At 39.8% G+C, this 22353-nt stretch carries 20 protein-coding genes; 4 read left to right on the forward strand and 16 right to left on the reverse strand.

Translation table 11 applies throughout. The annotated features are described in order from the left end of the window. The first annotated feature begins 249 nt into the window (after positions 1–249). Together CUU66_RS21445 and CUU66_RS21450 are read left to right on the forward strand one after the other, a co-directional pair. Positions 250–945, forward strand: coding sequence for a Na-translocating system protein MpsC family protein (locus CUU66_RS21445; protein ID WP_101645431.1), 696 nt, complete (start codon positions 250–252; stop codon positions 943–945). A gap of 157 nt (positions 946–1102) precedes the next feature. Beyond that, on the forward strand, positions 1103–1288 hold the full coding sequence (locus CUU66_RS21450; RefSeq protein ID WP_101645432.1) for a hypothetical protein: 186 nt from the start codon (positions 1103–1105) through the stop codon (positions 1286–1288). Between the two features lie 811 nt (positions 1289–2099). Here the strand turns inward: CUU66_RS21450 and CUU66_RS21455 are convergent. The 8 genes from CUU66_RS21455 to CUU66_RS21490 all read right to left on the reverse strand — a co-directional run bounded on the left by CUU66_RS21455 (position 2100) and on the right by CUU66_RS21490 (position 10936). Next, on the reverse strand, positions 2100–3131 hold the full coding sequence (locus tag CUU66_RS21455) for an STAS domain-containing protein (RefSeq protein ID WP_101645433.1): 1032 nt from the start codon (positions 3129–3131) through the stop codon (positions 2100–2102). A 248-nt stretch (positions 3132–3379) separates the two neighbouring features. Then, a complete protein-coding gene (locus CUU66_RS21460; protein WP_101645434.1) occupies positions 3380–4390 on the reverse strand; it encodes a DUF3231 family protein in 1011 nt (336 codons plus the stop codon). Positions 4391–4607: 217 nt separating this feature from the next. Continuing rightward, the gene (locus CUU66_RS21465) at positions 4608–5483 is read right to left on the reverse strand and encodes a DMT family transporter (protein WP_101645435.1); all 876 of its coding nucleotides are present in this window, start codon (positions 5481–5483) and stop codon (positions 4608–4610) included. Positions 5484–6337: 854 nt separating this feature from the next. Then, a complete protein-coding gene (locus tag CUU66_RS21470) occupies positions 6338–6784 on the reverse strand; it encodes an SRPBCC family protein (protein WP_180955386.1) in 447 nt (148 codons plus the stop codon). Between the two features lie 157 nt (positions 6785–6941). Then, complete coding sequence (locus CUU66_RS21475; RefSeq protein ID WP_101645437.1) at positions 6942–7316, reverse strand: PaaI family thioesterase; 375 nt, start codon at positions 7314–7316, stop codon at positions 6942–6944. Between the two features lie 1133 nt (positions 7317–8449). Beyond that, positions 8450–9199: a flavin monoamine oxidase family protein gene (locus tag CUU66_RS21480; protein WP_101645438.1), complete on the reverse strand. Its 750-nt coding sequence runs from the start codon at positions 9197–9199 to the stop codon at positions 8450–8452. Positions 9200–9332: 133 nt separating this feature from the next. Next, entirely contained in the window at positions 9333–9941 is a 609-nt protein-coding gene (locus CUU66_RS21485; RefSeq protein ID WP_101645439.1) for a transglutaminase-like domain-containing protein, read from the reverse strand. Between the two features lie 122 nt (positions 9942–10063). Further along, positions 10064–10936: an SDR family oxidoreductase gene (locus CUU66_RS21490; RefSeq protein ID WP_101645440.1), complete on the reverse strand. Its 873-nt coding sequence runs from the start codon at positions 10934–10936 to the stop codon at positions 10064–10066. A 215-nt stretch (positions 10937–11151) separates the two neighbouring features. On the opposite strand from CUU66_RS21490, the gene CUU66_RS21495 reads away from it, so the two are divergent. Beyond that, positions 11152–11589, forward strand: coding sequence for an Rrf2 family transcriptional regulator (locus CUU66_RS21495; RefSeq protein ID WP_101645441.1), 438 nt, complete (start codon positions 11152–11154; stop codon positions 11587–11589). A 60-nt stretch (positions 11590–11649) separates the two neighbouring features. Here the strand turns inward: CUU66_RS21495 and CUU66_RS21500 are convergent, their stop codons facing one another. The 3 genes from CUU66_RS21500 to CUU66_RS21515 form a co-directional block, all read right to left on the reverse strand. Further along, positions 11650–13089, reverse strand: coding sequence for a glycoside hydrolase family 1 protein (locus CUU66_RS21500; RefSeq protein WP_308302523.1), 1440 nt, complete (start codon positions 13087–13089; stop codon positions 11650–11652). Positions 13090–13505: 416 nt separating this feature from the next. Further along, positions 13506–13847: a hypothetical protein gene (locus CUU66_RS21505; RefSeq protein ID WP_101645443.1), complete on the reverse strand. Its 342-nt coding sequence runs from the start codon at positions 13845–13847 to the stop codon at positions 13506–13508. Positions 13848–14834: 987 nt separating this feature from the next. Beyond that, positions 14835–15479 (reverse strand): DsbA family oxidoreductase, encoded by a 645-nt coding sequence (locus tag CUU66_RS21515; protein WP_101645452.1) that lies wholly within the window; start codon positions 15477–15479, stop codon positions 14835–14837. 471 nt (positions 15480–15950) lie between these two features. Here CUU66_RS21515 and CUU66_RS21520 point away from each other — a divergent pair, with 471 nt between their 5' ends. Then, a complete protein-coding gene (locus CUU66_RS21520; RefSeq protein ID WP_101645445.1) occupies positions 15951–16985 on the forward strand; it encodes a threonine aldolase family protein in 1035 nt (344 codons plus the stop codon). Positions 16986–17566: 581 nt separating this feature from the next. On the opposite strand, the gene CUU66_RS21525 is transcribed toward CUU66_RS21520, so the two are convergent. From CUU66_RS21525 to CUU66_RS25120, 5 genes are all read right to left on the reverse strand, one after another. Next, complete coding sequence (locus CUU66_RS21525; RefSeq protein WP_101645446.1) at positions 17567–18928, reverse strand: amino acid permease; 1362 nt, start codon at positions 18926–18928, stop codon at positions 17567–17569. Between the two features lie 56 nt (positions 18929–18984). Continuing rightward, the gene (gene brnQ, locus CUU66_RS21530) at positions 18985–20325 is read right to left on the reverse strand and encodes a branched-chain amino acid transport system II carrier protein (protein WP_101645447.1); all 1341 of its coding nucleotides are present in this window, start codon (positions 20323–20325) and stop codon (positions 18985–18987) included. A gap of 562 nt (positions 20326–20887) precedes the next feature. Continuing rightward, entirely contained in the window at positions 20888–21169 is a 282-nt protein-coding gene (locus tag CUU66_RS21535; RefSeq protein WP_101645448.1) for a hypothetical protein, read from the reverse strand. Positions 21170–21339: 170 nt separating this feature from the next. Beyond that, entirely contained in the window at positions 21340–21696 is a 357-nt protein-coding gene (locus CUU66_RS21540; RefSeq protein ID WP_257968098.1) for a hypothetical protein, read from the reverse strand. Between the two features lie 41 nt (positions 21697–21737). Beyond that, entirely contained in the window at positions 21738–21887 is a 150-nt protein-coding gene (locus CUU66_RS25120) for a hypothetical protein (protein ID WP_257968099.1), read from the reverse strand. Positions 21888–22353: the final 466 nt, after the last annotated feature.

The following is a 22353-nucleotide window of genomic DNA, read 5'->3' on the forward strand; positions in this document are numbered from 1 at the left end:
ACAGATATAAATAACTTTATATTCTTTATTCTTCAAGTAGTAACATAATTCCTTCTATATGAGGATAAAATTTGAAATTAATGTTCAGTACATGTTTTAAAACCGTCAATTTATAACAAAAAGCAGTTTGTATTATTCAAATTGAGGAAAAATGTATATAAACATTACCTATTTATCTTCTTACATAAAAATGATAAAATCTAAAAAGGAAAGAAGATACGTTGCTTCTTTCTTCAAAAGGGTGAGAATATGGATATAAAAGCACAGCAGACAAAGTTAGCAAATAACTTAGGAAAGTTGCTGCGTGATAAGTTTGGTAAAGGTCCACATTCAATATACGTAACTGTTTCTAAACCTTATATCTTAATATATGTTCGCGGTTTTATCTCTCCTATGGAACAGATTCTTCTTGAACAAGATCAGGAGCTAACCGTTAAAACTACACGCGAAGTCTTAATGAAAACAATTGATTCTGAAATACGGGGGCAAATGAAAGGAATCACAGATATGGACATACATCATATCTATTATGACTGGAATTTGCCCAAAGAAACTGGAATTTTTGTCGGGGTTACCACTGACAGCTTTAATTCTGAAGAACTTTCACAGTACAACTACAAACAAAAAGACCAAATTGAACAAGAAATTAACATGATCAGTGAACAAGCAGAAAAAGCACCAGACGAAATATATTCTTATCTGCTTAGCCCTCGAGCCCTGGTTATTTTAAGAAAAGGTATATTGGTACCTATTGAGAAGCAGCTGGTCACTCTTGGATTTGATGAAACTTTACGAGTTGCCAAAAGGCAGCTGGAAGGAGGTATGCTTCACAACAATACTCACTTCCCTTCTATCCTTAACGCCGCCATTCTCGACAGTTTTGTTGATTGGGACTTTAAATTAGATAACAGTGTCATAACACTCATATTACAACCAAATGCATAGACGGTAGTATTGAACTGGACATTCTGTTTGTGCCAGACATAAACCGGAAGAATAGGCACCCCCTATTCTTCCGGTTTTTTATTTGTCGAAAATTGGCAGTGAAATCTTACCATTCTCCCCCAGTCGTATTCAAACATTCCATGAAAGGATTTTTTACATGCAAAATGACCAAGAATTATTCCTAAAAGAACTTAGCAGGCTGATGCAAGATTATCTTGCTTGTGATAATCATTACTATAAAGAGGAAATTTTAATAGATATTTACTTACTAATTGAAGTAATTAATGAAAAAAAGAGCATTAATGGCGTTAAAGAAATAACAGAAGATTTGTTCCTCGGTTGAGAAGAATTCTTCATCCGGGTTATGAAGGACCTAAACCGGTCTTTGGGGTTGAGAAAAGTTCTTCATCGGGATTATGAAGGACCTAAACCGGTCTTCGGGGTTGAGAAAAGTCCTTCATCGGGGTTATGAAGGACCTAAAACGGTCTTTAGGGTTGAGAAAAGTCCTTCATCGGGGTTATGAAGACCCTGGAGTGGCCTTTTGGATTGAGAAAAGTTCTTCATACGGGTTATGAAGAACCTAAACCGGTCTTTGGGGTTGTGAAAAGTCCTTCATCGGGGTTATGAAGACCCCAAACTGGTATCTTGGATTGAGAAAAGTTCTTCATCCGGGTTATCCAGACCTCAAACTGGTCTTTGAGGGGTTTCCATTTGGATTATGAAGACCCCGATATGATAATGCCATAGCTTCGGATGGACGATTTATGTAAAGTTTATCTTAAATTTCATTATTGATTTTGAAAATTTTGATTGTAGCCGATAGGCAAGACTCCTGCGGGAAAAGCGGGTCAAGGGAGACCCCACAGGCCATAAACGCCGAGAAGGCTCCCGGACCGCCCTGTGGGAAGCGAGTCCCTGCAGCGAAAATCAACACCTCATTTAACAGAGCCTATGTAAAAGTAAAAAAGCCACTGAATTTGCGGATTATTTTCTCTTCTATTGATCTTGTCAATCATTTCATATTAAATAACTTTGACTGTACTGTAGGTTCGTAAAAACATAGTTTAATATCAAAGCCCAGATATTGATTTGCTGGAAACAGTTTAAAACCTGTAACAGTTGGTCCAAATAAAAAAACTGCCAGTATGGCAGCTTACGATTGTTGCGTTTTTCTTACTAGTTCATAGCCGTTTTCGCCTATCGCAAATTCTACACCTTTTTGCAGGTTCGAAAATGTGTTAATGCCTGCCATGTCGATTAGATTAGAATTTATAATCTGAATGCTGAGTTCGGCAGAAATGCCAACAAGGTAGCATTCCCCGCCCAGCAGCCGGATGGCCCGGATTAATCGCTGCATACCATGGATGGTATAAGTATCGAAATGCGAAAGACCCGTTACATCAATGAGAAGGAATCCAGCCTTTTGAGTAGATAATTCAGACAGGGCTCTTTCAATCATAATAGATAAACGTTCCTCATTGAACCTTCCCACCAAGGGGATTACCAATATTCCTTCTAAAACCGGTATAACAGGAGAAGAGAGTTCCATTACAAGTGAGGACAGCTCTTCCGTCCTTTCTTTTACTTTCCGTTCCAGCTCCAGGATATTTTCCTGCTCTTTTTGCCTGGATAATTCATGAATATTACTTGCAGCTGTAGTATCTGAAGGAAAGATTTCAATCTCATCATACTCATGACCATTTAGCTGGCTTTTATTCACTTTATACCAAACATTCTGTTTAAATAAACCGGTAAACACTCCCGCCCAGTGACTAGGCAATACGACACCTGCATTTTCCTTGCTGGTATTATTAAAGATCCGATGCTCCCAGCTGTTCGTTAATCGAATTAGTGCTCTTTTTTCATCAAAGGAATAAAAAGGAATTTCGACGTTACCCCAGCCTGCATTTCTGTAAATATGACTGTATTCACTAAGCAGTTGTTCAAGATCATTTCTACCCTGATAATAGGAACTAACCAGATGACCCATACGATATCCAGTAGCCTCGAATACGGTTTTTGAGACATCACTGCCTGAAACTTCTTCTATCGTCTTTAAGAATAGTTCAATTGCAGAGTCCCAGAATAGAAGTGCAGGAGCCCCGTCAAAAGAAAATAAACCTTTTTCTGAATCCCAGATGAATTCATTGTTACTCACCTGGATCTTGACATTGTTTTTAGACATCTATTTAACCTCATTTGTAACAGAATTTATTCTTTGCTTATACTTACACTTATGCTTATTTTACAAAATATAAGGGAAAGATACTATTTTTTTGATTTGGTAACCTGACAAGTTAAGATTCCAGCATATAAAACAGACCAAGTATAAAGACATACAAAAAAACCGTTAAAAATTAACGGCTTTAACAGATAGGATCAATTTTTAACAGTTATATTTTCAGTAGACGATTAGGCTAGAAAGCCCATACATCACTGTTCTCTTGCCAATTTTTGATGGTCAATCGCCAAAGGCGGCTGTTCCATCCATCCATTTTCAATTAATATATTTGCTCCATCTTCAGCATATAATCCTACTTCTGTTGCCATTCGTGCGTAGGAAACAGACAAGTCACGTCTTTGGCAAACCGAGAGAGATTCCCCATAGAAACCAATCGTAAACGCGATCAGCAGACTGACATGATTAAGCATCAGCTTATCTGAAAAAGGTGGAATGGTAGATTTTGTAATTTCAGATGCAAATGAGCGCGGAGCGTGTAAATCCTCCTCTTGTAAAAAAGATGAAAGAACAGTATTATGTTTGCGGCAAAGTTTCAAACCACGCTGTAAGAACTCTCTGACCTCCTTGGATTGTGCAACCTGACTGAAGCCTAATTGGAGAACCTCTTTCATCATTGTTTTTTGCAGACTAAGATACACTCCACCTAATTCAATCGCATTAATCGGCCGCTTGGTACTAAACCAGCCTGTAAGCCAATTTTCCTTTTTCACGGACTCTGGTTTATAATCACCATTAAGAGTCGGTGGTTTGCTTATGATGCCTTTTTCCAGAAGAAGAGCGGTTGATCTATTGTACAAATCGAGCGTTTCGGTTATACACTCACTAAGGTAGTTTCTCTGGTCCTCCCGCATAGTGCTTCCGAATGATCCCGAATATCTAGTTAAACCGTGTATCGCCATAATATGTAAATAAAAGGCAAAGAATGTATCACTGAACAATGGCGGTGCCGAAGGATTCACATCTTCATCGGTAAACCCTACGGGAATAGAGTATTCATCATCAGATAAAAACTGTTTGATCTTGTTTATGTGAAGTTCAGATAATCCAAGTGCAAATGCAAGTATTTCCTTGATTTTTTCGTCTTGTACATTGGACAAAAAGTAACGCAGGACGCATACTGCCATTGTATCATTCATGTATTGCGACCAAAGGTTGCCTAATTCAGACATGGTCAATTTGGTGCGATGGTTATTTGCTTCCATGTAAATACCTCCTCTGAGTTATGGATGTTAGAGGTATTATAACCATTTACTCATATCTATATGAGGAAAAAGTCTGGCCAATTAGCCTGAAGAAAAAATTACGCCATTTATTTTTGAATCCTTGAACAGATATTTCAAAATCAAAATCGAAAAAAGGGCTGCTAAAGCAGCCTCATCTTGTGACCTTCCATTTTCAATTGCTGAGGACATAAAATAACTATTTATTCTCGTTGATGGCTATAAAAACACCCAATAGAATTAACATGGAACCCACCCAGAATGACAACCCGATTTTCTCTCCAAGAATAAGCCATCCCAGCAATGTTCCCACCACGGGCTGAAAGAAGAAAAATAGACCTCCGCTGGCGGCATTAACCAGCTGCAGCCCTCGGTTCCATAGCAGAAACCCGCCTGCTGTGGAGAAAATTCCCAAATACAAAACTCCGCCCCAGATAACCGGATCCGCTGATCGGGACATATCAATGGAATGTAACCGCCCCCATACAATAGGTGTTAATACAATCAGCGCTACTAATATCGAATAAGTGGTAACCACAATCTGCGAATAGTCAGTGGGTACACGCTTTACAAGAATCGACATCAAGGCCCATGTCAAAGCAGCGATAACCAATGATATTCCACCGATTTTACTAGAAAAATTCACTTGATCCACTCCAACAATGAGAAAAACTCCCACTGTTGCTAAACAAACAGAGAATCCCTTTTTCAAGGTAAACCGTTCTTTAAGCAGTATACGAGCAAAAATAGCCATAAAAGCTGGCGTAGAAGAAGTTATGATTGCTCCCATTTGTGCGGACGTAAGCATTGTACCTGTTTCCTGAGTCACAATGGAAATCACATTTCCAATAACCCCAATAAGAATAATGATCAGGAAATCCCGTTTATGAATGTACCATTTTTGCCGGGTAATTAAGCCGATAATCAATAGGGTGGCTATTGCTACCACATAACGCATCCACACGAGTTCCAGCGGTGGTATGACCGCAACTACCACCTTTACAACAACGTACATGCCACCCCAAATGCTTGCAGCCAAAGCTAAATATATAGAACCTATCCAAGACTTTTTCATTTTTATACCCTCCGTTTATTCATTAGGTCAAAACTGTCCCAAACGGAGAGAGTTGTCACCTTCACTCCACTAGGGCACTAGAGAGCTTCAGGTACATCATTTTCAAATAATGGAGCCAAATACATATGTTTCACCTCTCTTTGAAAAAAGTTCCAGAAATCAACATGTTGATTAGTCAGTCTGTTGGTTTACATAGGACTATGCCCCTTCGTTTCTATTCTTACTTATACGCTTCTTTCGGTCATGCACATTACCTTTAATTGAACCTACCATGCAAACCTCGCTTTTTGAGATGATCATTTATTAAGAAGCTTTACATAAATCATATACTGAGAAAACATTTAAGAGTTACAATAAATGCATCATTAAAAAGGAGGTGTTTCTGGGTGAAGAGATTTTATTGTACAAATTGTTTGAGCTTATCCAAAAAGAATTTAGAATGCAAACAGTGCGGCTGTAAACTTAATAAAAAAATTGTAGTCAATATTCAAAAGCAAAGTGCTTAGGAATATTGATTTTTTTATATAGATGCTCTGTTAAACGATTATGTTGATATTCCCGGGAAAGTATAATGGACCTTAATTATAGATCTGTTTAGATAAATATATATTTTGCTATTTTGGAAATTCCTTCCCAGATTGTATTACCCACCAAAGAAATGCTGTCACAATAGCACTTTCACAAGCACTTATGCCAAGTACAATCAAAAGTCTCCCGAAATCTTCAAGTTCACTGAAGCCAAAAGTGGAAGTTCCCAGTTGTTAAAGATATTAGTATAGCCAACAAACATAAGGATGACAGGAAACAAAAACCTCTTGAACTTATGGATGCTTTTAGACAAATGCAGTTCCATCCTATTTCATCATACACTTGTCTAAATGTTCAAGAACCATCGGCCAAGCTTCTTTGTGCTGGTTCCGGGAAATGTCATCTTGAAACCCCGCGTGCGTAAGACGCAGAAGAGTTCCAGCACCATCTGCCTCAAATTCGACTGTGACAACTGTTTCAGCTCCCATTGTCCCGCCTGCCCCGGTAACCCAAGTGATTTCTACAAGCTGGTCTTTCTCTATCCTTAAGAACCTGCCATAATGAGGATGACGTTTTCCTTCAAAAGAAGTCTCAAAGAAGAAGGCCGTATTGGTTTCTCCCTGCATAATTACGCTGCCGGGTACAGCAAACCACTGGTCGAAGTGTTTCGTCCATGCTTGGAACAAGATTTCTCGTGAGCATTTCATTGCTCGCTCTATTGTGAGGGAAAATGGTCTTGTTGAAAGATCAGGAAGGGTAATAGACATATTCATTATCATCCTCTCGACTTTATTTCATTTTATTCTCGGGAAATCACTTTAAAAAGTGTCTACATCTTAAATGCAGTAAGACCCACTCCTTATTTGATCACCCATTACTCCATCGTTTCAGAGAGGAACATTCACGTACTTTGTCTTCCTTTTAGATTATTCAATGTTTACGAAATAGAATTGCTTTAGATTTAGCAACCAACTCCTGTTTGTCATTAAAAATCGAACAATCCGTATGAATTAATGTCCTGCCCTGTTTTTCAATGTGTGCCTCTGCAATCAAGTATGAGCCTGTTACAGCTTTTAAAAAGGAAACATTCAGATCGACAGTTAATGCTTGTTGTATACCGTTTGCATCAGCAGGAATCAAATTAGACATGGCCACATCTGCCAATGATGAAATGATACCGCCGTGTACCACCCCGGCACTATTTAAGAATAAATCTTGAATGGGCAATCGAAGCTGCACATGGTCTTCATCGATTTTCTTGTATTCAAAACCTAAAAACTCGTCAAATGGCTGCTTTATAAACATAGGTCACCTCTTTTATATGTTGTTTTTCTAAGCTGCCAAATCGTGTATTCTTATAAATCTGAATCAAGCTGCAGCCGTTCATACATATTCAGTTACTACATTAACTAATACGATATCCTCTTACAAAATCCTTCTTATTCACCTGCACTAAATATTACAGGTAGAATGCTTCCTTATAAAAGCTATGTTAGCGTTCATTGTTGATTTTAGCACTATGTTGAATGGAACAGATAGGAGAGACTCTTGCGGGGAAAGTGAGTGCCTGAAATGGAGATTAACAGCCAAGTTTAGCTTTGCTTATAAAAAAAGGCTGTTTTCACAAACTTTGTTGTTATTGAACACGGGATTGATTGGAACGTGAGGATGCTCGCGGACCTTAGGGGCGGGCGCTGAGCCTCCTCGGCTTCGCCTGTGGGGTCTCACCTTTCCCGCTGCTCCCGCACAGAAAAGCGGAAAGCGGTGCCTGCCCAACATATAGATATTAAACGCTCAGTGAAAATCCCAATAGATATAAAATTCTAAACAAATTGGTAGGCAGAGACCCGACAAGCATAAGACGAGCGGGCTGTGGGGAGTGCTTTTCTCCCCATGGACGGATCGGCTTATGACTCGAGGGTCTCAGCTTGTAGCTGGATCAAGGAGTCTCGCACCTTACGTTCCAATCAACCTGTTTAACAATAGAGTTTGTTCGCAGAAATTATTAAAAAAACAACAATCTTTTTAGAAAAGAGCCTAAAAAAAAGACTGCCCCGGCAGCCTTCCATACATTTGAATAGCCTGAGCGGTAAGCCTAGGCTACAGAACATTTAATGGTTTAAGGTCAAATCTTCACTTTTGAAATAGTCCCATAGGTCAGCGTGGATTCCTTGAGTTCATTTTTGTTTAATTTCTTCAACGCTCGTTCAAGTACATTCTTCTTCGTTTTCATTAAGTAGAACCTCCTTGAGTGATTGTTACACCTAATATATTAGGTATGACATACATTATAGCACATATATTTTACTAAATAATCAGACTATTTTACCAAAAATACAGTGAATAAAATGATTTACGTTCTTTGTGGTGCAACTCTCTAAAGATTAAGGGACATTATTTACTTCGAAGGCAGCTCTGATTCCTGATTCTATTCCTCCTTATATAGCAAGCTCCGGCAGGAAAGCATGTGGGAGGCGATCTAAACCTCCAGCTATTTCATAGAATTTCATATTTGGATCAAAGAGATATTGGAGTTCCCTGAAAATGTGCAGAAAGGACAGTTCGGGAAAACCCTCTAAGGCTAAAAGGACTTCCAGCATGTCTACCGCTCCTATTGAAAGCGAACGCTCAACCGGATTATATCTAAGAAAAAGTTCAAATGAATATATATCAAAGTTCTTTTCAAGGATCTTCCAATTTTCATCAGGATTCAGGCGTAAGAAATCTTGTATGGGTTTTGTGACCATTTTTATTAACTCTATCGGAGTTTTCCCCTTTTCCCAGCCCTGAGTAGGAAACCTGAGGATATCTGGGTTTACACCTATGTGTTTTAGGCGTGTTTTTACTCCATTAACATAATACAGATCGTTTGGCGTACTATTGATAAACCCTGAGACAGTCAATTTATATTTTTTTATATACTCTAGTGTCAGATGATGACTGTTTGGAATTCTCATAGGCCCGGCTTCCAAGAATTGATTCTCTACAAATGGTCTCCTGAGTGTGAAAATCCTGCCTCCAACCCGGTCACTTCCTTCAATTAGCTGAACAGAATGTCCTGCCATTTTTAATAAGGAAGCGGCCACTAAGCCCGAAATACCTGCCCCCACAATGACGACTTTCTTTGGATACACAGGCTTAGGGAGACCATTCCTGATCATTCCAAGCATTTGGCTCATTGTTATCATCCTGCAGCCTCCTACTCCATATCTGCATTTCTTGTTCAAAGATATTTAAAAGAGGAGGCATATATGTTAATGAATGATGTCGAAAAGACATAGTTCCTATTCATTTATTGCCTGTCCAGGCATGTTGAAGCTCCTATAAATTTTCCGGTAAATGCCTTTTATACATATCTAATGCATTGGCATGCCTATTTAATACAGCTGTTGTAATGGGATGTGGTTTTACATAGATCATCCCATAGTCTCTTTCGCCATAATCCTCTTTTATTGGGAACGCCAATTTTTCTTCGTATAACGAAAATTGGGCATTAATGCCCGTTTTATTTCCCCGGGCATCCAGCCTTACCCATTTATTAAGCGAGCTAAAGAATACAGCATTCAAAGCGTGTATACAGTAGCCTTCTTCAGGCGTATCAAATAACATTAACCGTTGATAGCAAAAACCCGCTGGTATGCCTTGGGATCGCAATAAAGCCGCCAACAAGTGAGATTTTGCGTAGCAGATTCCTTCTTTATAGGTTAATACGTCCGAAGCCTTGCATGTAACCCGGGTAGACTGAATATCCCAGGAATGCGATATTTCATCACGTACAAATTCGAATGCTGTTTTGGCTTTTTCAACTTGTGTTTGAGAAGGGGTGAAAATTTCACCTGCTTTTGCCAGGATTTTAGGGTGAGAATAATTAACTTCTTCTAATTCAGTTACATACTCTTTCAATGTACGAGACTCGCAAATCATGTTCATCGTCTGCATCCCTCTCACCAGTTATTCACACCTAGGAACATCAATTGATCCTTCAATTACTTATTCCTATATCGGATATCATAACAAAAGCTGAAGCATTATGCCTCAGCTTTTTAATGTGTTTATTTGTTTTGAGAGATTTGATTTACGATTTGGCTCAGTGCCTCACGGATGGGTGTCAGTGGACGTCCGAGCAGTTTTTCAAAGTCACTGCTTTCGACCTCCAATTCACCTTCACGAATACCCTTCTGGATTTCTACAAGCATCGGAATGATAAAATCCGGTACTCCTGCACCTTTCATGATTTCCGCATAGGCAGTATCATCCACCTGCTGAAAAGAAACTTCTTTTCCTAAAACAAGCTTGAGAGCAGAAACCAGTTCTTCCTGAGTCAGCAATTTGCCGGAAAGTTCATAAACCGTATTTTCATGGCCGTTTCCTGTAAGAACAGCCGCTGCCGCTTCTGCATATTCCTGCTGAAGAGCCCACCCTGCTTTGCCAGAACCGGCAGATGTTATCCAAGGCGCGCCAGCAATTACACCTTGTATACTTGATATTTCATTCTCTAAATACCAGTTATTGCGTAAAAAGGAGTAGGGAATTCCCGTTTTCAAGATAGCATCCTCCGCAGCACGGTGCGGCGGGGCCAGGAACAGGTTACTTTCACTTGCGTTTCCTAAGCTTGTATAAGCAATGAATTTTACTCCGGCACGTTCCGCTGCTGCTACTGCATCCGTGTGCTGACGGATTCTCGTTTCATTGTCACCATCCGCTGATATGATTAATAAGCGGTCGATGCCTGCAAAAGCAGCATCCAATGTTTCAGGATGGTCAAAATCTCCCTGCCGGACTTCCACTCCACGCTCCTGTAACCCCACTGCTTTCTCAGGGTTACGAACGCTGACAGCAAGCTGGCTTGCCGGTACAGTTTTTAATAATGCTTCTACCACTTTAGATCCCAGTTTTCCAGTCGCACCTGTGACTAATATTTTCATAGTTCATTCCTCCAGTAGTCCATCATTTTTACTTGTAACTTATTTAATTACTTGTAATCATATTAATTACTTCTTTGCTTTTTGTCAACTAAAAAAATAAATCACTTTTATGCGATTTTGAAGGAAATTAGCGGTATAATAAGACTTGTAGCCAAATTGATTACATGAGATAATCAGGAAATTATTAAGTTTGAAACAAAGAAGGTGACTATTTTATGTCCATAAGCAGCCGCTTTGCTGTGGGTATTCATATACTAACTCTTATTGAGCTTAATAAAGATGGGGTAAGCTCGTCGGAATATTTAGCAGACAGCGTGAACACCAATCCAGCTGTAATCAGAAAAATCATGGGGATGCTTAAAAAAGCAGGATTAATTGAAGTTCATCCAGGAGTCGCAGGAGCAAAATCGGCAAGGAATATAACAGATATTACATTGCTTGATGTCTATAAAGCCGTGAATGTAGTCCAGGATAAAGAACTATTCAGTATACATGGTAATCCTAATCCGGAATGCCCTGTTGGGAGGAATATCCAGGAAACGATCCTCCCGCTTTTTTCAGCGGCTCAAGCCGCCATGGAAAAGGTATTAGACAGTGTTACGATCGAGGACGTTGTGAAGGGAATCCATGATAAAGACTCGTGTACAAACTAAAATTGTGAAATAGGGTGCCCCAACATGAACGTTTGGGCACCCTATTTCTACATTAATTGATCATACCCGTTCTCCATTAGATGAAATAACATCTTTATACCAAAAGAATGATTTTTTTCTGCTCCGATCCATTGTTCCGCTCCCATCATCATGCTTGTCCACATAAATGAACCCATAGCGTTTTGAATATTCCCCGGAAGAAGCACTGACCAGGTCGATACAGCCCCAGGCAGTATATCCCATAAGACCAACACCATCCTCGACCGCTTCACCCATTGCTTTGATATGCTCACGAAGATAATCAATGCGGTAATCATCATGTATCGATCCGTCTTCTTCAACCTTATCATAAGCCCCGAGTCCGTTTTCTACAACGAATAATGGAATTTGGTAGCGGTCATACAGTTTGTTCAGAGCGATACGCAGTCCCTCAGGGTCGATTTCCCAGCCCCAGTCACTTGCTTGAAGGAACGGGTTTTTCACACCGCCAATCATGTTCCCCTCCCCGATTTCTTCTGGTGTTTTTTCCTTTTTCTCAGTGCGGGACATGTAGTAGCTGAATCCGATATAGTCTACTGTATGTTCCTTAAACAGGGCAAGGTCGCCTTCTTCGATGTCGAGCTCAATATTGTGTTCTTTAAAATAGCGGTTGATGAATGCCGGATACTCACCGCGAACCTGTACGTCGCCGCAGAAGTTGTTAAATAATCGCTCTTCCTGAAGGGCATGCATCACATTCTCGGGATTAGAGTCAAACGAATAAGTGGGTGCAAAAATGATCATGCACCCAATTTTCGAATCAGGGATGATTTCATGGCCAAGCTTAACTGCCATTGCACTTGCAACAAATTGGTGGTGGAATGCCTGAAAAGTCGGTTTGAATTTATCTTCTTCCTTTTCAATGGAGAAACCGAGGCTCATAATGGGAAATGCCAGGCCGCTGTTAATTTCGTTAAAGGTCATCCAATACTTAACTTTGTTCTTATAACGATTGAAGATGGCGGCAACATATCTTTCAAAGAAGGTAACCACTTTCCGGTCCCTCCAGCCGCCGTATTCCTTAACAAGATTTAATGGCATTTCATAATGGGAAATCGTGACAACCGGTTCGATCCCATGTTTGTGCAATTCGTCGAATACCCGATCATAAAAGGCAAGGCCTTCCTCATTCGGCTCGAGCTCGTCGCCATTCGGGAAAATACGGGTCCAGGCTATGGACAAACGAAATGCTTTGAACCCTATTTCTGCAAATAGAGCAATGTCTTCTTTATAGCGGTGATAAAAGTCGATGCCTTCATGGTTTGGATAATACTTGTCCGGATCAATTTCAAAGTTGAACCCTGGTTCTGCTAGAATTTTAAGACGCTCCTTGCCTCCTGGAAGCACATCAGCAATATTAAGCCCCTTATTGCCTTCGTGAAATCCGCCTTCCATTTGATTCGCCGCCGTGGCACCGCCCCATAAAAAACCTGCTGGAAACTTGTACGTTTTTTGTTTCAATTTCTTTTCCTCCATTCGTGTAATAAGTTTGTTTTTCTCTTTCAAAAGATTTAGTTAATTTGAAATGCCAGCAAAACTTTTAAATATGCAGCCGCCTAACAGGTTTTATGTGGCTTAATGGGCATCTTATGTGGCTGCACTATTGTTTTATGTGGCCCAATCAGCATCTTATGTGGCTAAATTAAGGTTTTATGTGGCTGAACAAAGGTTTTAAGTGGCTGAATCCCGTTTTATGCGGCAGGCAAAATAGGGCGCTCACAACAGTTTCTTTAAAAAAGTTAATCCAATTTAAACAAAAAACCTAAATAAGCATGGAGTCTCATGCGAATTTAGGTTTGCCTGCCAGACAGTAACTAATAATGCCTGTTTCAAGTGAACCGCTCCCCTCATTGTAAATTACATTACCTAACTTTGTATTAACTCTGTTTTCTTCCATATTTAATATGTAACCGTTCCTTACATTCGCTCCACGAAGGATGATGATCTCCTTCCCAATTCAAGGATTCTAGTTCACTTGCAATCTTTCTGGAAATTTTCATAGCTTTCAAATGGTTACCCTTGTTCCTGTACATTTTCATATCGTCTTTGTTTTCCCATAGAGTTAATGTCCAGTACGTATGCCATCCTTCTTTATCTAAACTCGAATGCAAAAGGCCTGGTGCTTTCTTAGATTGACTTACGGATCTTAGCGTATACCAAATAAAAGCAGGCAGATTTCTCTTTCTCTTTAATCGCATCCTGGTAACGGATATAAACATTCACATCCCCCTTTTACATACCTCTTCGATTTTTTTGTTACATATCCTGCAAATAGTTCTGTGAAATGTGAGGATTTTTCAATAAAGAAGCTTTTTAAGAGTAGTTTTGGACCACGTTAAAAGTACATCCCCACTTAGAGCATAATGTAAGCTAAGCAAACGTATGGAGTGATATAGCAGCAGTGTGTTTTTATAGAAAGCCTTGCTAATGAATGAAAAGAAAAAACCACAAAAAATAGCCCCTTTAGAAAGGGGCTGATCGGGCTGTCCAGATAGTCTTGGCAGTTGATACTGTCCTGATATACGAGAAATCGGTCCAGCGTGGTACCGATTATCCGGTTTCGTTCATGGTTTTGCCGAGTCTCCCTGGTCTTCTTCCCGAAAATGATCAAGGCGCTGCCATGAAATAGGGATTATCACTCCACTCCCAGCATATTCCAGAAAAGAAACGCATAACGGGTTACGGATAAGCATAATGCCTCCGGGTTAAGCATAAAGCACCAAACTTAAGCATTGGAAACAGAGCGATAATCATAAACTATGAAAACTTAAGCATACACCTTCAAAACATAAGCATATATCCATAAAAGGTAAGCATAAACCAATTTGTAGTTATCTAATCTCTTACATATAAGACAAAACCTGTTTCAAAACGCCTGTTTTTCCAGAGTTGGGTAGTCAAGATGCAAACATGTAAGGAAGATAGGGTTCTATCAGCAAAAAAACACCTATTTTCCGGTAAAATATGGACCACTATTTTCCCGCTGTTTTTGCAGATCGTGCTGAATCATCATAAGTTCCCGTGGGGAGTAGAACCGGTTAAGAGATACTACATTCGTAATAATCTAGAAAGAAAGGAACCTGTTCATTTAAAATTGAAACGAGACTTCTCTATTCCAAAGGAACCACTGTACAGATAGAATTATTTTCCCCACAAGCTGAATAACCCTTTACAGAGGCTTCATTTTCCTTATCTTGGCAGCCGGACTAACAGCCGTCCACACCACAGGCCATTCCTTCAGGAAAATCTCTGTCCTGTCTGTTTATCTCTTCGTTTATGATTTGTTCCAGAGTCGCTTTGGATCTAATTCCTGAAATTTTGGTGTCCCCAATAATGAATGTAGGTACAGCAGTGATATCTGCTTCATTATAGGCATGTTCTAATGCCTTCTGGTGGGCCTCTTTGTACCTTCTGGTTTCAAGTGCTTGACGGTACTCGGTTTCATCTAATCCCACTTCACCAGCCAATTTGGTTAATACTTCTATATCACCAATATCCTGCTCTTCCTGAAAGAAAGCACGAAGCATCCGGTCATTGTATTCGCTGCCTTTTCCTTTTTCTTTGGCATATTGATAGCCCTCAAAAGCAAGATGAGTATATGGCTGAGGTGATACTTTTGGAAGGACAATATGAATCCCCATTCGGTCAGCCATTGGATATACCGACTGTTTCCAAGTACTTTGCAGGTAATGCCCTTCAGGCTTTAACGTTTCATTAGGATAAGGCCGCAGTTCATAGGGCATCCATTCCACTACTGCATCTTTTCCTTTGATGGCCTCTGCAAGCGGCTGCTCGGCCAAGAAACAAAACGGACATACATAATCTGAATAAACCTTTATCTTTACTGTCACATCAAACTCTCCAATCATGATTTGAGTGAGCCTCTCCTCATATCGTATTAAATCCGGCGCCTTACACAATAACTGTCATAGTTTTATCAAAAGGCGGATTTATTATTTTGTTCTATTGTAAATGTGTCTTTCTTAATAGGCAAAAAATAAATCTTAGGCCGCGCACAGCCATGACTTAATCAATATGTCCTCTTTCCTTCCCTTTGTTCCATCCACCTTAGAATTCAGCTAGAAAATGGGAAACTCCCAGCTAATCTAATCATTATTAACTATTATTTGTATAACAATGGGGATGGATTTACTAAGAGATAACTTGGTATAGTAGATATTAATCTATCAGATAAATAGTATGCGAAAAACGGTTAGATTAGTGTTGTTGGTTCACTAGAAAGGTTCGTTTTTAGCACAGGCTAAGAATATGAGAGAAAAAGAAACTCAGGAGAAATACGGATAGTTTGGAGTGGAAACAGAATGATTCGATTTGAGAATGATTATACTGAGGGCTGCCATAATCGGATTCTGAACCGATTAATGGAAACAAATGAAGAACAGACCCCCGGGTATGGAACAGATGAACATTGTGAAAAGGCAAGAGAATATATCAGACAAGCATGTGATGCTCCTGAAGCAGATGTCCATTTCTTAGTCGGCGGGACACAAACGAATACGACGATAATTGCGTCTGTCCTGAGGCCCCATCAGGGAGTCGTATCAGCTGATACGGGTCATATTGCCGGGCATGAAACAGGAGCGATTGAAGCCACCGGTCATAAGGTGCTTATCCTGCCGAGTAATGATGGCAAAATTTCCGCAGAACAGGTGAAAGAAGTATATGAGGCACATTGGAATGATGCCACACATGAGCATATCGTTCAGCCAGGTATGATTTATATCTCTCACCCGACAGAAAATGGTACCACTTATAGCAGGGCCGAATTGGAATCTTTAAGCAAGGTTTGCAGGGAATGCGGCCTGCCCCTTATGCTCGACGGCGCCAGAATGGGATATGGTCTGGCTGCAAAGGACAGCGATTTATCCCTTGCTGATCTAGCACGGCTCTGTGACGTTTTTTATATAGGCGGAACGAAAGTTGGGGCATTGTTTGGTGAAGCAGTCGTCATCACAAATGATGCTCTGAAAAAGGACTTCCGGTATATGATCAAGCAAAGAGGTGGATTAATGGCAAAGGGCAGATTATTAGGGATCCAATTCGAAACTTTATTTGAAGATGGTTTATACTATGATATCTCCCATCATGCCGTCGAACTGGCCATGATGATACGCGAAGCATTCGTTAAGAGAGGATATTCCCTGCGTTATGATTCTACAACGAATCAGCAGTTTCCAATTCTGCCAAATGACGTCCTGCTTGAATTAGGTAAAAAGTATTCTTTTTCTTTATGGGAAAAGATCGATTCTACATACAGTGTTGTTCGCTTTTGTACCAGCTGGGCTACGAAAAGGGAACATGTTGAAAGGCTCTTAGAAGATATTAAGACTATATAATACTCCAACAGTAAAAAAATCATTGGGAACCATTACCCAATGATTTTTTTATGCTTGGAGTTTCCCCTTTATCAGAATACTTATTAATTTGGCTGTTTTCGTAAACTTTGTTGTTATTGAACAAGGGGGTTGATTGGAACGTGAGGATGCTCGCTTTCCGCGGGGCGGGCGCTGAGCCTCCTCGGCTTCGCCTGTGGGTTCTCACCTGTCCCGCTGCTCCCGTACAGAAAAGCGGAAAGCGGTGCCTGCCCAACATATAAATATTAAACGCTTAGTGATAATCCCAATTGATATAAAATTCTAAACAAATTGGCAGGCAGAGACCCGATAAAGAAGACTTGCTGATTGGCGAACGACAGTGAAGACAGAAGCCTAGTCGCACTTATGCGTTAGCCAAGCATAAGACGAGCCGGCTGTGGGGAGTGCTTTTCTCCCCATAGACGGATTGGCTTATGACTCGAGGGTCTCAGCTTGTAGCTGGATCAAGGAGTCTCGCACCTTACGTTCCAATCAAACCTGTTTAACAATAGAAAAGGTTCACAGAACTTAGTAAAAAATAACATTTTTTTAGAATAGAGCCATTAAATTTCACTTTGGATTTTTTTATTTCTTATGTAATAGGCTGCGACTATTAAAATAAACCATACCGGGGTTATAAATAAGGCTATGCGCGTATCATCTGCCAAGCCCAGCACAACAAGGACAAAAACTAAAAAGACAAGAATCAGGTAATTGGAAAAAGGATACAGAGGAAGCTTGAATTTATTTTTCCTGGCTAACTCCGGTCTGGTTCTCCGGTATTTTAAATGGCTTAGAACGATAACTGCCCAAATAAAGATAAAGCAAACGGTCGAAATACTAGTTATGAGAGTAAATACTCCTTCAGGCATCACATAGTTTAAAAGTACGGCAATCAAAATGACAACAATGGAGAAATACAACGCATTCGAAGGCACCTTTTTACGATTAAGCCTGCTAAAAGAAACAGGTGCATAGTGATCTTTTGCCAGTGAAAACACCATTCTGCTGGTACTGAATATCGCACTGTTGCAAGCCGATGCTGCAGATGTCAGAACTACAAAATTGACAATTCCAGAGGCGGCTGCAATTCCTGCAGCAAGGAATACTTGTACAAACGGACTTTTGCTTGGATTGACCGCATTCCACGGATAGATGCTTATAATAACTAGCAGTGCCCCGATGTAAAAGATGAAAACCCTTAAGGGAATATTATTAATTGCTTTTGGCAGGACATTTTCCGGATCTTCCGTTTCTCCCGCTGTAAGTCCGACAAGCTCTATTCCCACAAAGGCAAACACAACCATCTGGAAGGATAATACAAAGCCATACATGCCATGAGGAAACATCCCACCATGCTCCCATAAATTCGAAAAGCTTGCAGTGCCTGCATCCGTAGAAAAGCCTTTTACAATCATATATATACCTACGATTATCAGCGCAAGGATTGCGATGATCTTAATTAAGGCAAACCAGAATTCCATTTCTCCAAAAAGCTTTACTGTGGCAAGATTCATGATAAGCAAAATAACGACAGCAATTAACCCTGGCATCCACTGTGGAACTGCTGGGAACCAAAATTGCATATAAAGACCGATCGCGGTTAAATCCGCCATAGCGATAGAGATCCAGCAGAACCAGTATGTCCACCCTGTGACAAATGCCGTTAAATCGCCTAAGTAATCTTGAACAAAATCGACAAAAGAATGGTAGTTTAAATTACTTAATAATATTTCCCCTAAAGCCCGCATAATGAAAAATAAGATAATGCCCGTGATTGTATAGGCAAAGAGAATGGAAGGGCCCGCTAATTGAATGGACTTCCCTGCCCCAAGGAACAGACCTGTCCCGATTGCTCCTCCGATCGCGATAAGCTGTACGTGCCTATTCTTTAATCCTCTCGTTAACGTTTCTTCCTGGTTCATTTGTCCATCACTCTCTCTTTCTCGGATGTCTCTTTTTCAGGTTCTTACAGCTATTCCTAAGATTTTGTCCAAATTAATCCTTCTTTATTTTTAATCAAACTGGCTGCATAGCCAATAAAACCGCCTGCCAATGCGGCAATAACCCAGCCCAGCCCTACGTCGTACATTGGGAGACTTCGAACGAAGAACTGATCAATCACTGAAAGGGTGTGATCAAAACTCTTTAGGCTTTGAACCAGACTTATGACGAACGTCAATAATATACTTCCTTGATATACTTCAGGCCTGCCTTGAAATAAGGAATGTAAGAAAGTTAAGACAATCAGCACGATGGCTATTGGATATAGGATTGTCAAAACGGGTACAGAAAAAGCGATTAAATGAGTTAATCCTATATTGGCGATTACTGCACTAAATACACATAAACTGATGGCAAGTGTCTTATAAGAAAGACGCGGAAATAGTTTATGAAAATAAGCAGCACATGAAGTAATAAGGCCGACACTGGTTGTGAGGCAGGCTACTGTGATGATCAGCCCAAGAAAAACCCCTCCGTACGTCCCGAAATAGTAATCGGAAACCTGTGCTAATACTTCACCCCCATTTTCTAAGTAACCAAGCTTTTCTACACTGGAAGCTCCCAGATAAGTCAGAGCAGAATAAATAGCTGCAAGGATGACAGCGGCTATTCCAACGGCTTTCAAGCAGACTGTCATGACTTGTTTTTTAGTTTTCGCCCCCTTTTCCTTGATGGCATTAATGATGATAATCCCAAACACAAATGACGCCAGGGTATCCATGGTTAAATACCCTTCTTGAAAACCATTGGTAAAAGCATGTTTTGTATAATTATCGATCGGTGCCTGAAGTGCCCCAATCGGATGAACAACGGCAACAACTACTAATATTCCGATAAACGTTAATTTAATCGGGGTCAGGAATTTCCCTACAATATCGACCACTTTAGCCGGATTAAGTGATAAGAAACATGTTATTCCAAAAAAGATCAGTGTAAATACTAGTAAAGGAAAAGTACTGGCATTTTCTGATATAAACGGTTTAACACCGATTTCAAACGAAACACTTCCTGTCCGCGGAATCGCAAATAACGGCCCAATCGCTAAATAGAGAATGGTTGTAAATACCACGCCAAAAACGGGATGTACACGGCTTGCCAAGGACTGCAAATCTTCCTTGCCAGAAAAGCCAAATGCCAATACACCAAGCAGCGGCAGCCCGACTCCAGTAAGTAAAAACCCTGCATTAGCTGACCAAATATTCGTTCCTGACGATTGACCAAGCATTGCAGGAAAAATTAAATTACCAGCCCCAAAAAATAGAGCGAACAGCATTAAGCCAATAATGACTACAAAGGAAAACGGTACTTTATTTTCCATAATAAAACCTCCCATAAACAACAACGATAAATAACGGCACTTGTAGAAAATAGTAAAATTTCAGACATACTCATCCGGTCTTTAACCCTTAAATACATAATAGTGTGAGTTGTCTTGCAACAAAGAATTTATTATAACATGCCTCGAGCTAAGGTAACGTTTACATAGGCTGAAACTTTTTTCTGGAAATTTAAGGAAATTACAACAATTCACTTGCTTTTCTAAAAAACTATATTTCTTAGCATGCTCTTTTTTTAGCAATACAAATTGGGCCGAACGAAAAAAGATGCCTTCATCCTTTTAGGATCGAGGCACCTATTTACAGAATTCATACGAGGTTTTTCATTTGGCAGCTGCTTTAAAGTCATCGCCCTGAGAGCTATTGAAAGTTTAACATTACCTGAGTTGTAATAAAAAGATGAAAAAAGGGATACCGAAAATTCGGTATCCCCCTCCTGCGCAGGATACCGGGACATTGGTATCCTACCTATATTTTATAAAAAAATACCTTTATTTAAAATGTAAATTATTGGAATTCGTCATTTCGAAAATTATACAGTAGTTAAGTTATATTTTTAAACCAGGTCAGCATACGGATCACTTGAAATGGATCAGACCAAGTTACTACCAATAGAATGATAAAAAAAGAAACAAGGGGTATATATTTAATACTGGTTTTCTCACCTTTAGCAATGGCAATAAAACTACATACAGCTCCTAATAACAGAAAGACACTTCCTATTAGGATGATCGGTTCAAAATATCCTTCCATTATCCAATTTACTCCAAGCGAAAGTAGACCTAACGCCATAAAGGCTATTGACCATATACTAAATGTTTTCATATTTCACCTTCCCCCTCTTTTATATGACCACTATTTTACTAAACCACTATTCTTATCTTGTTATGCAAATATCATTATCCAAGATTAAAGAGCCTTCCTATATGTACATTATTTAATAGAAGAAAAAAAAGGACCTTCAAAAGGCCATTTACAGCACTGACTATTAGGATTTAAAGGTATTTTTTAATTTTATCTACAACAGCTGCCGCACATAACTGGCTGCCACGATTATTTAAGTGCAGCTTGTCCTCAGATAGATTAGCTGACAAATCAGCTTGGATGACTTTGTGTAAATCATTGATCTCAACACCTAACTGATGCATTAATTTAATCGTTTCTTTATTGTACAGAGCAATCTCCGTATTGCTTCTTCCAATGGCATCCTCTGCTACGCTTGTTGTTGACGCAAAAATAATTTTCGCACCTGTCCGTTTCAATTCATTAACAATCCGTTCAAGTGTTTCAAGGTATTCATTTAACGGTGTTAACGCCTCTATCATTGGTGCTTCATGATGCAGGTCCCACAATCCATTATTCCAGTGAACAATATCAGGCTTTCCTAATTCTTTCAGCCACAGATTGACTCCCCATAAGGTATATTTTGCAAATCGGCATTCTCTTCTGGCGCAGTCACTTCAGCTTTGCCTTCAAGGGCCTCTCTCACAAAAGGTTCATACCCCATACGAATTGAATCACCCAGTAACAGTACCTTTTTCAAAACATTTCCCCTCTTTCAGGAGCGCTTACAGAGCTTTATTAAACTCATGATAACAAAATAAGGATAAAGTAACCAGAATTAACTGAATAGTCCGTTTCCTTTGGCGCTGCGGCGACTCTTTAGCAGAGTTTTCTATCAAAGGAGTTCATATCGCTGGTGAGAGAACTTCCTTCTTTACTCTATTTACCTATATATGTCATGGATTCCGTCATGAAAGACTTTTCTGCTGCCCTTGGACTCTATTTTGTCCTTCATCTACTCTATGAAGGACTTTTCTGCTGCCCTTGGACTCTATTTTGTCCTTCATCTCCTCTATGAAGGACTTTTCCGCTGCCCTTTGGCTCTTTTTTGTTCTTCATCTCCCTTATGAAGGACTTTTCTGCTGCCCTTGGACTACATTTTGTCCTTCATTTCCCCTATGAAGGACTTTTCCGCTGCCCTTGGACTCTATTTTGTCCTTCATCTA

The sequence above is a fragment of the Peribacillus deserti genome, from assembly GCF_002863585.1.
GTDB lineage: Bacteria > Bacillota > Bacilli > Bacillales > DSM-1321 > Paraperibacillus > Paraperibacillus deserti_A.

What these genes read in the sequence shown, in the direction of transcription:
- CUU66_RS21445 (WP_101645431.1), top strand. Translation starts at nt 250, where the DNA reads ATGGATATAAAAGCACAGCAGACAAAGTTAGCAAATAACTTAGGAAAG.
- CUU66_RS21450 (WP_101645432.1), top strand. Translation starts at nt 1,103, where the DNA reads ATGCAAAATGACCAAGAATTATTCCTAAAAGAACTTAGCAGGCTGATG.
- CUU66_RS21455 (WP_101645433.1), bottom strand. Translation starts at nt 3,131, where the DNA reads ATGTCTAAAAACAATGTCAAGATCCAGGTGAGTAACAATGAATTCATC.
- CUU66_RS21460 (WP_101645434.1), bottom strand. Translation starts at nt 4,390, where the DNA reads ATGGAAGCAAATAACCATCGCACCAAATTGACCATGTCTGAATTAGGC.
- CUU66_RS21465 (WP_101645435.1), bottom strand. Translation starts at nt 5,483, where the DNA reads ATGAAAAAGTCTTGGATAGGTTCTATATATTTAGCTTTGGCTGCAAGC.
- CUU66_RS21470 (WP_180955386.1), bottom strand. Translation starts at nt 6,784, where the DNA reads ATGAATATGTCTATTACCCTTCCTGATCTTTCAACAAGACCATTTTCC.
- CUU66_RS21475 (WP_101645437.1), bottom strand. Translation starts at nt 7,316, where the DNA reads ATGTTTATAAAGCAGCCATTTGACGAGTTTTTAGGTTTTGAATACAAG.
- CUU66_RS21480 (WP_101645438.1), bottom strand. Translation starts at nt 9,199, where the DNA reads ATGATAACAATGAGCCAAATGCTTGGAATGATCAGGAATGGTCTCCCT.
- CUU66_RS21485 (WP_101645439.1), bottom strand. Translation starts at nt 9,941, where the DNA reads ATGAACATGATTTGCGAGTCTCGTACATTGAAAGAGTATGTAACTGAA.
- CUU66_RS21490 (WP_101645440.1), bottom strand. Translation starts at nt 10,936, where the DNA reads ATGAAAATATTAGTCACAGGTGCGACTGGAAAACTGGGATCTAAAGTG.
- CUU66_RS21495 (WP_101645441.1), top strand. Translation starts at nt 11,152, where the DNA reads ATGTCCATAAGCAGCCGCTTTGCTGTGGGTATTCATATACTAACTCTT.
- CUU66_RS21505 (WP_101645443.1), bottom strand. Translation starts at nt 13,847, where the DNA reads ATGTTTATATCCGTTACCAGGATGCGATTAAAGAGAAAGAGAAATCTG.
- CUU66_RS21520 (WP_101645445.1), top strand. Translation starts at nt 15,951, where the DNA reads ATGATTCGATTTGAGAATGATTATACTGAGGGCTGCCATAATCGGATT.
- CUU66_RS21525 (WP_101645446.1), bottom strand. Translation starts at nt 18,928, where the DNA reads ATGAACCAGGAAGAAACGTTAACGAGAGGATTAAAGAATAGGCACGTA.
- brnQ (WP_101645447.1), bottom strand. Translation starts at nt 20,325, where the DNA reads ATGGAAAATAAAGTACCGTTTTCCTTTGTAGTCATTATTGGCTTAATG.
- CUU66_RS21535 (WP_101645448.1), bottom strand. Translation starts at nt 21,169, where the DNA reads ATGAAAACATTTAGTATATGGTCAATAGCCTTTATGGCGTTAGGTCTA.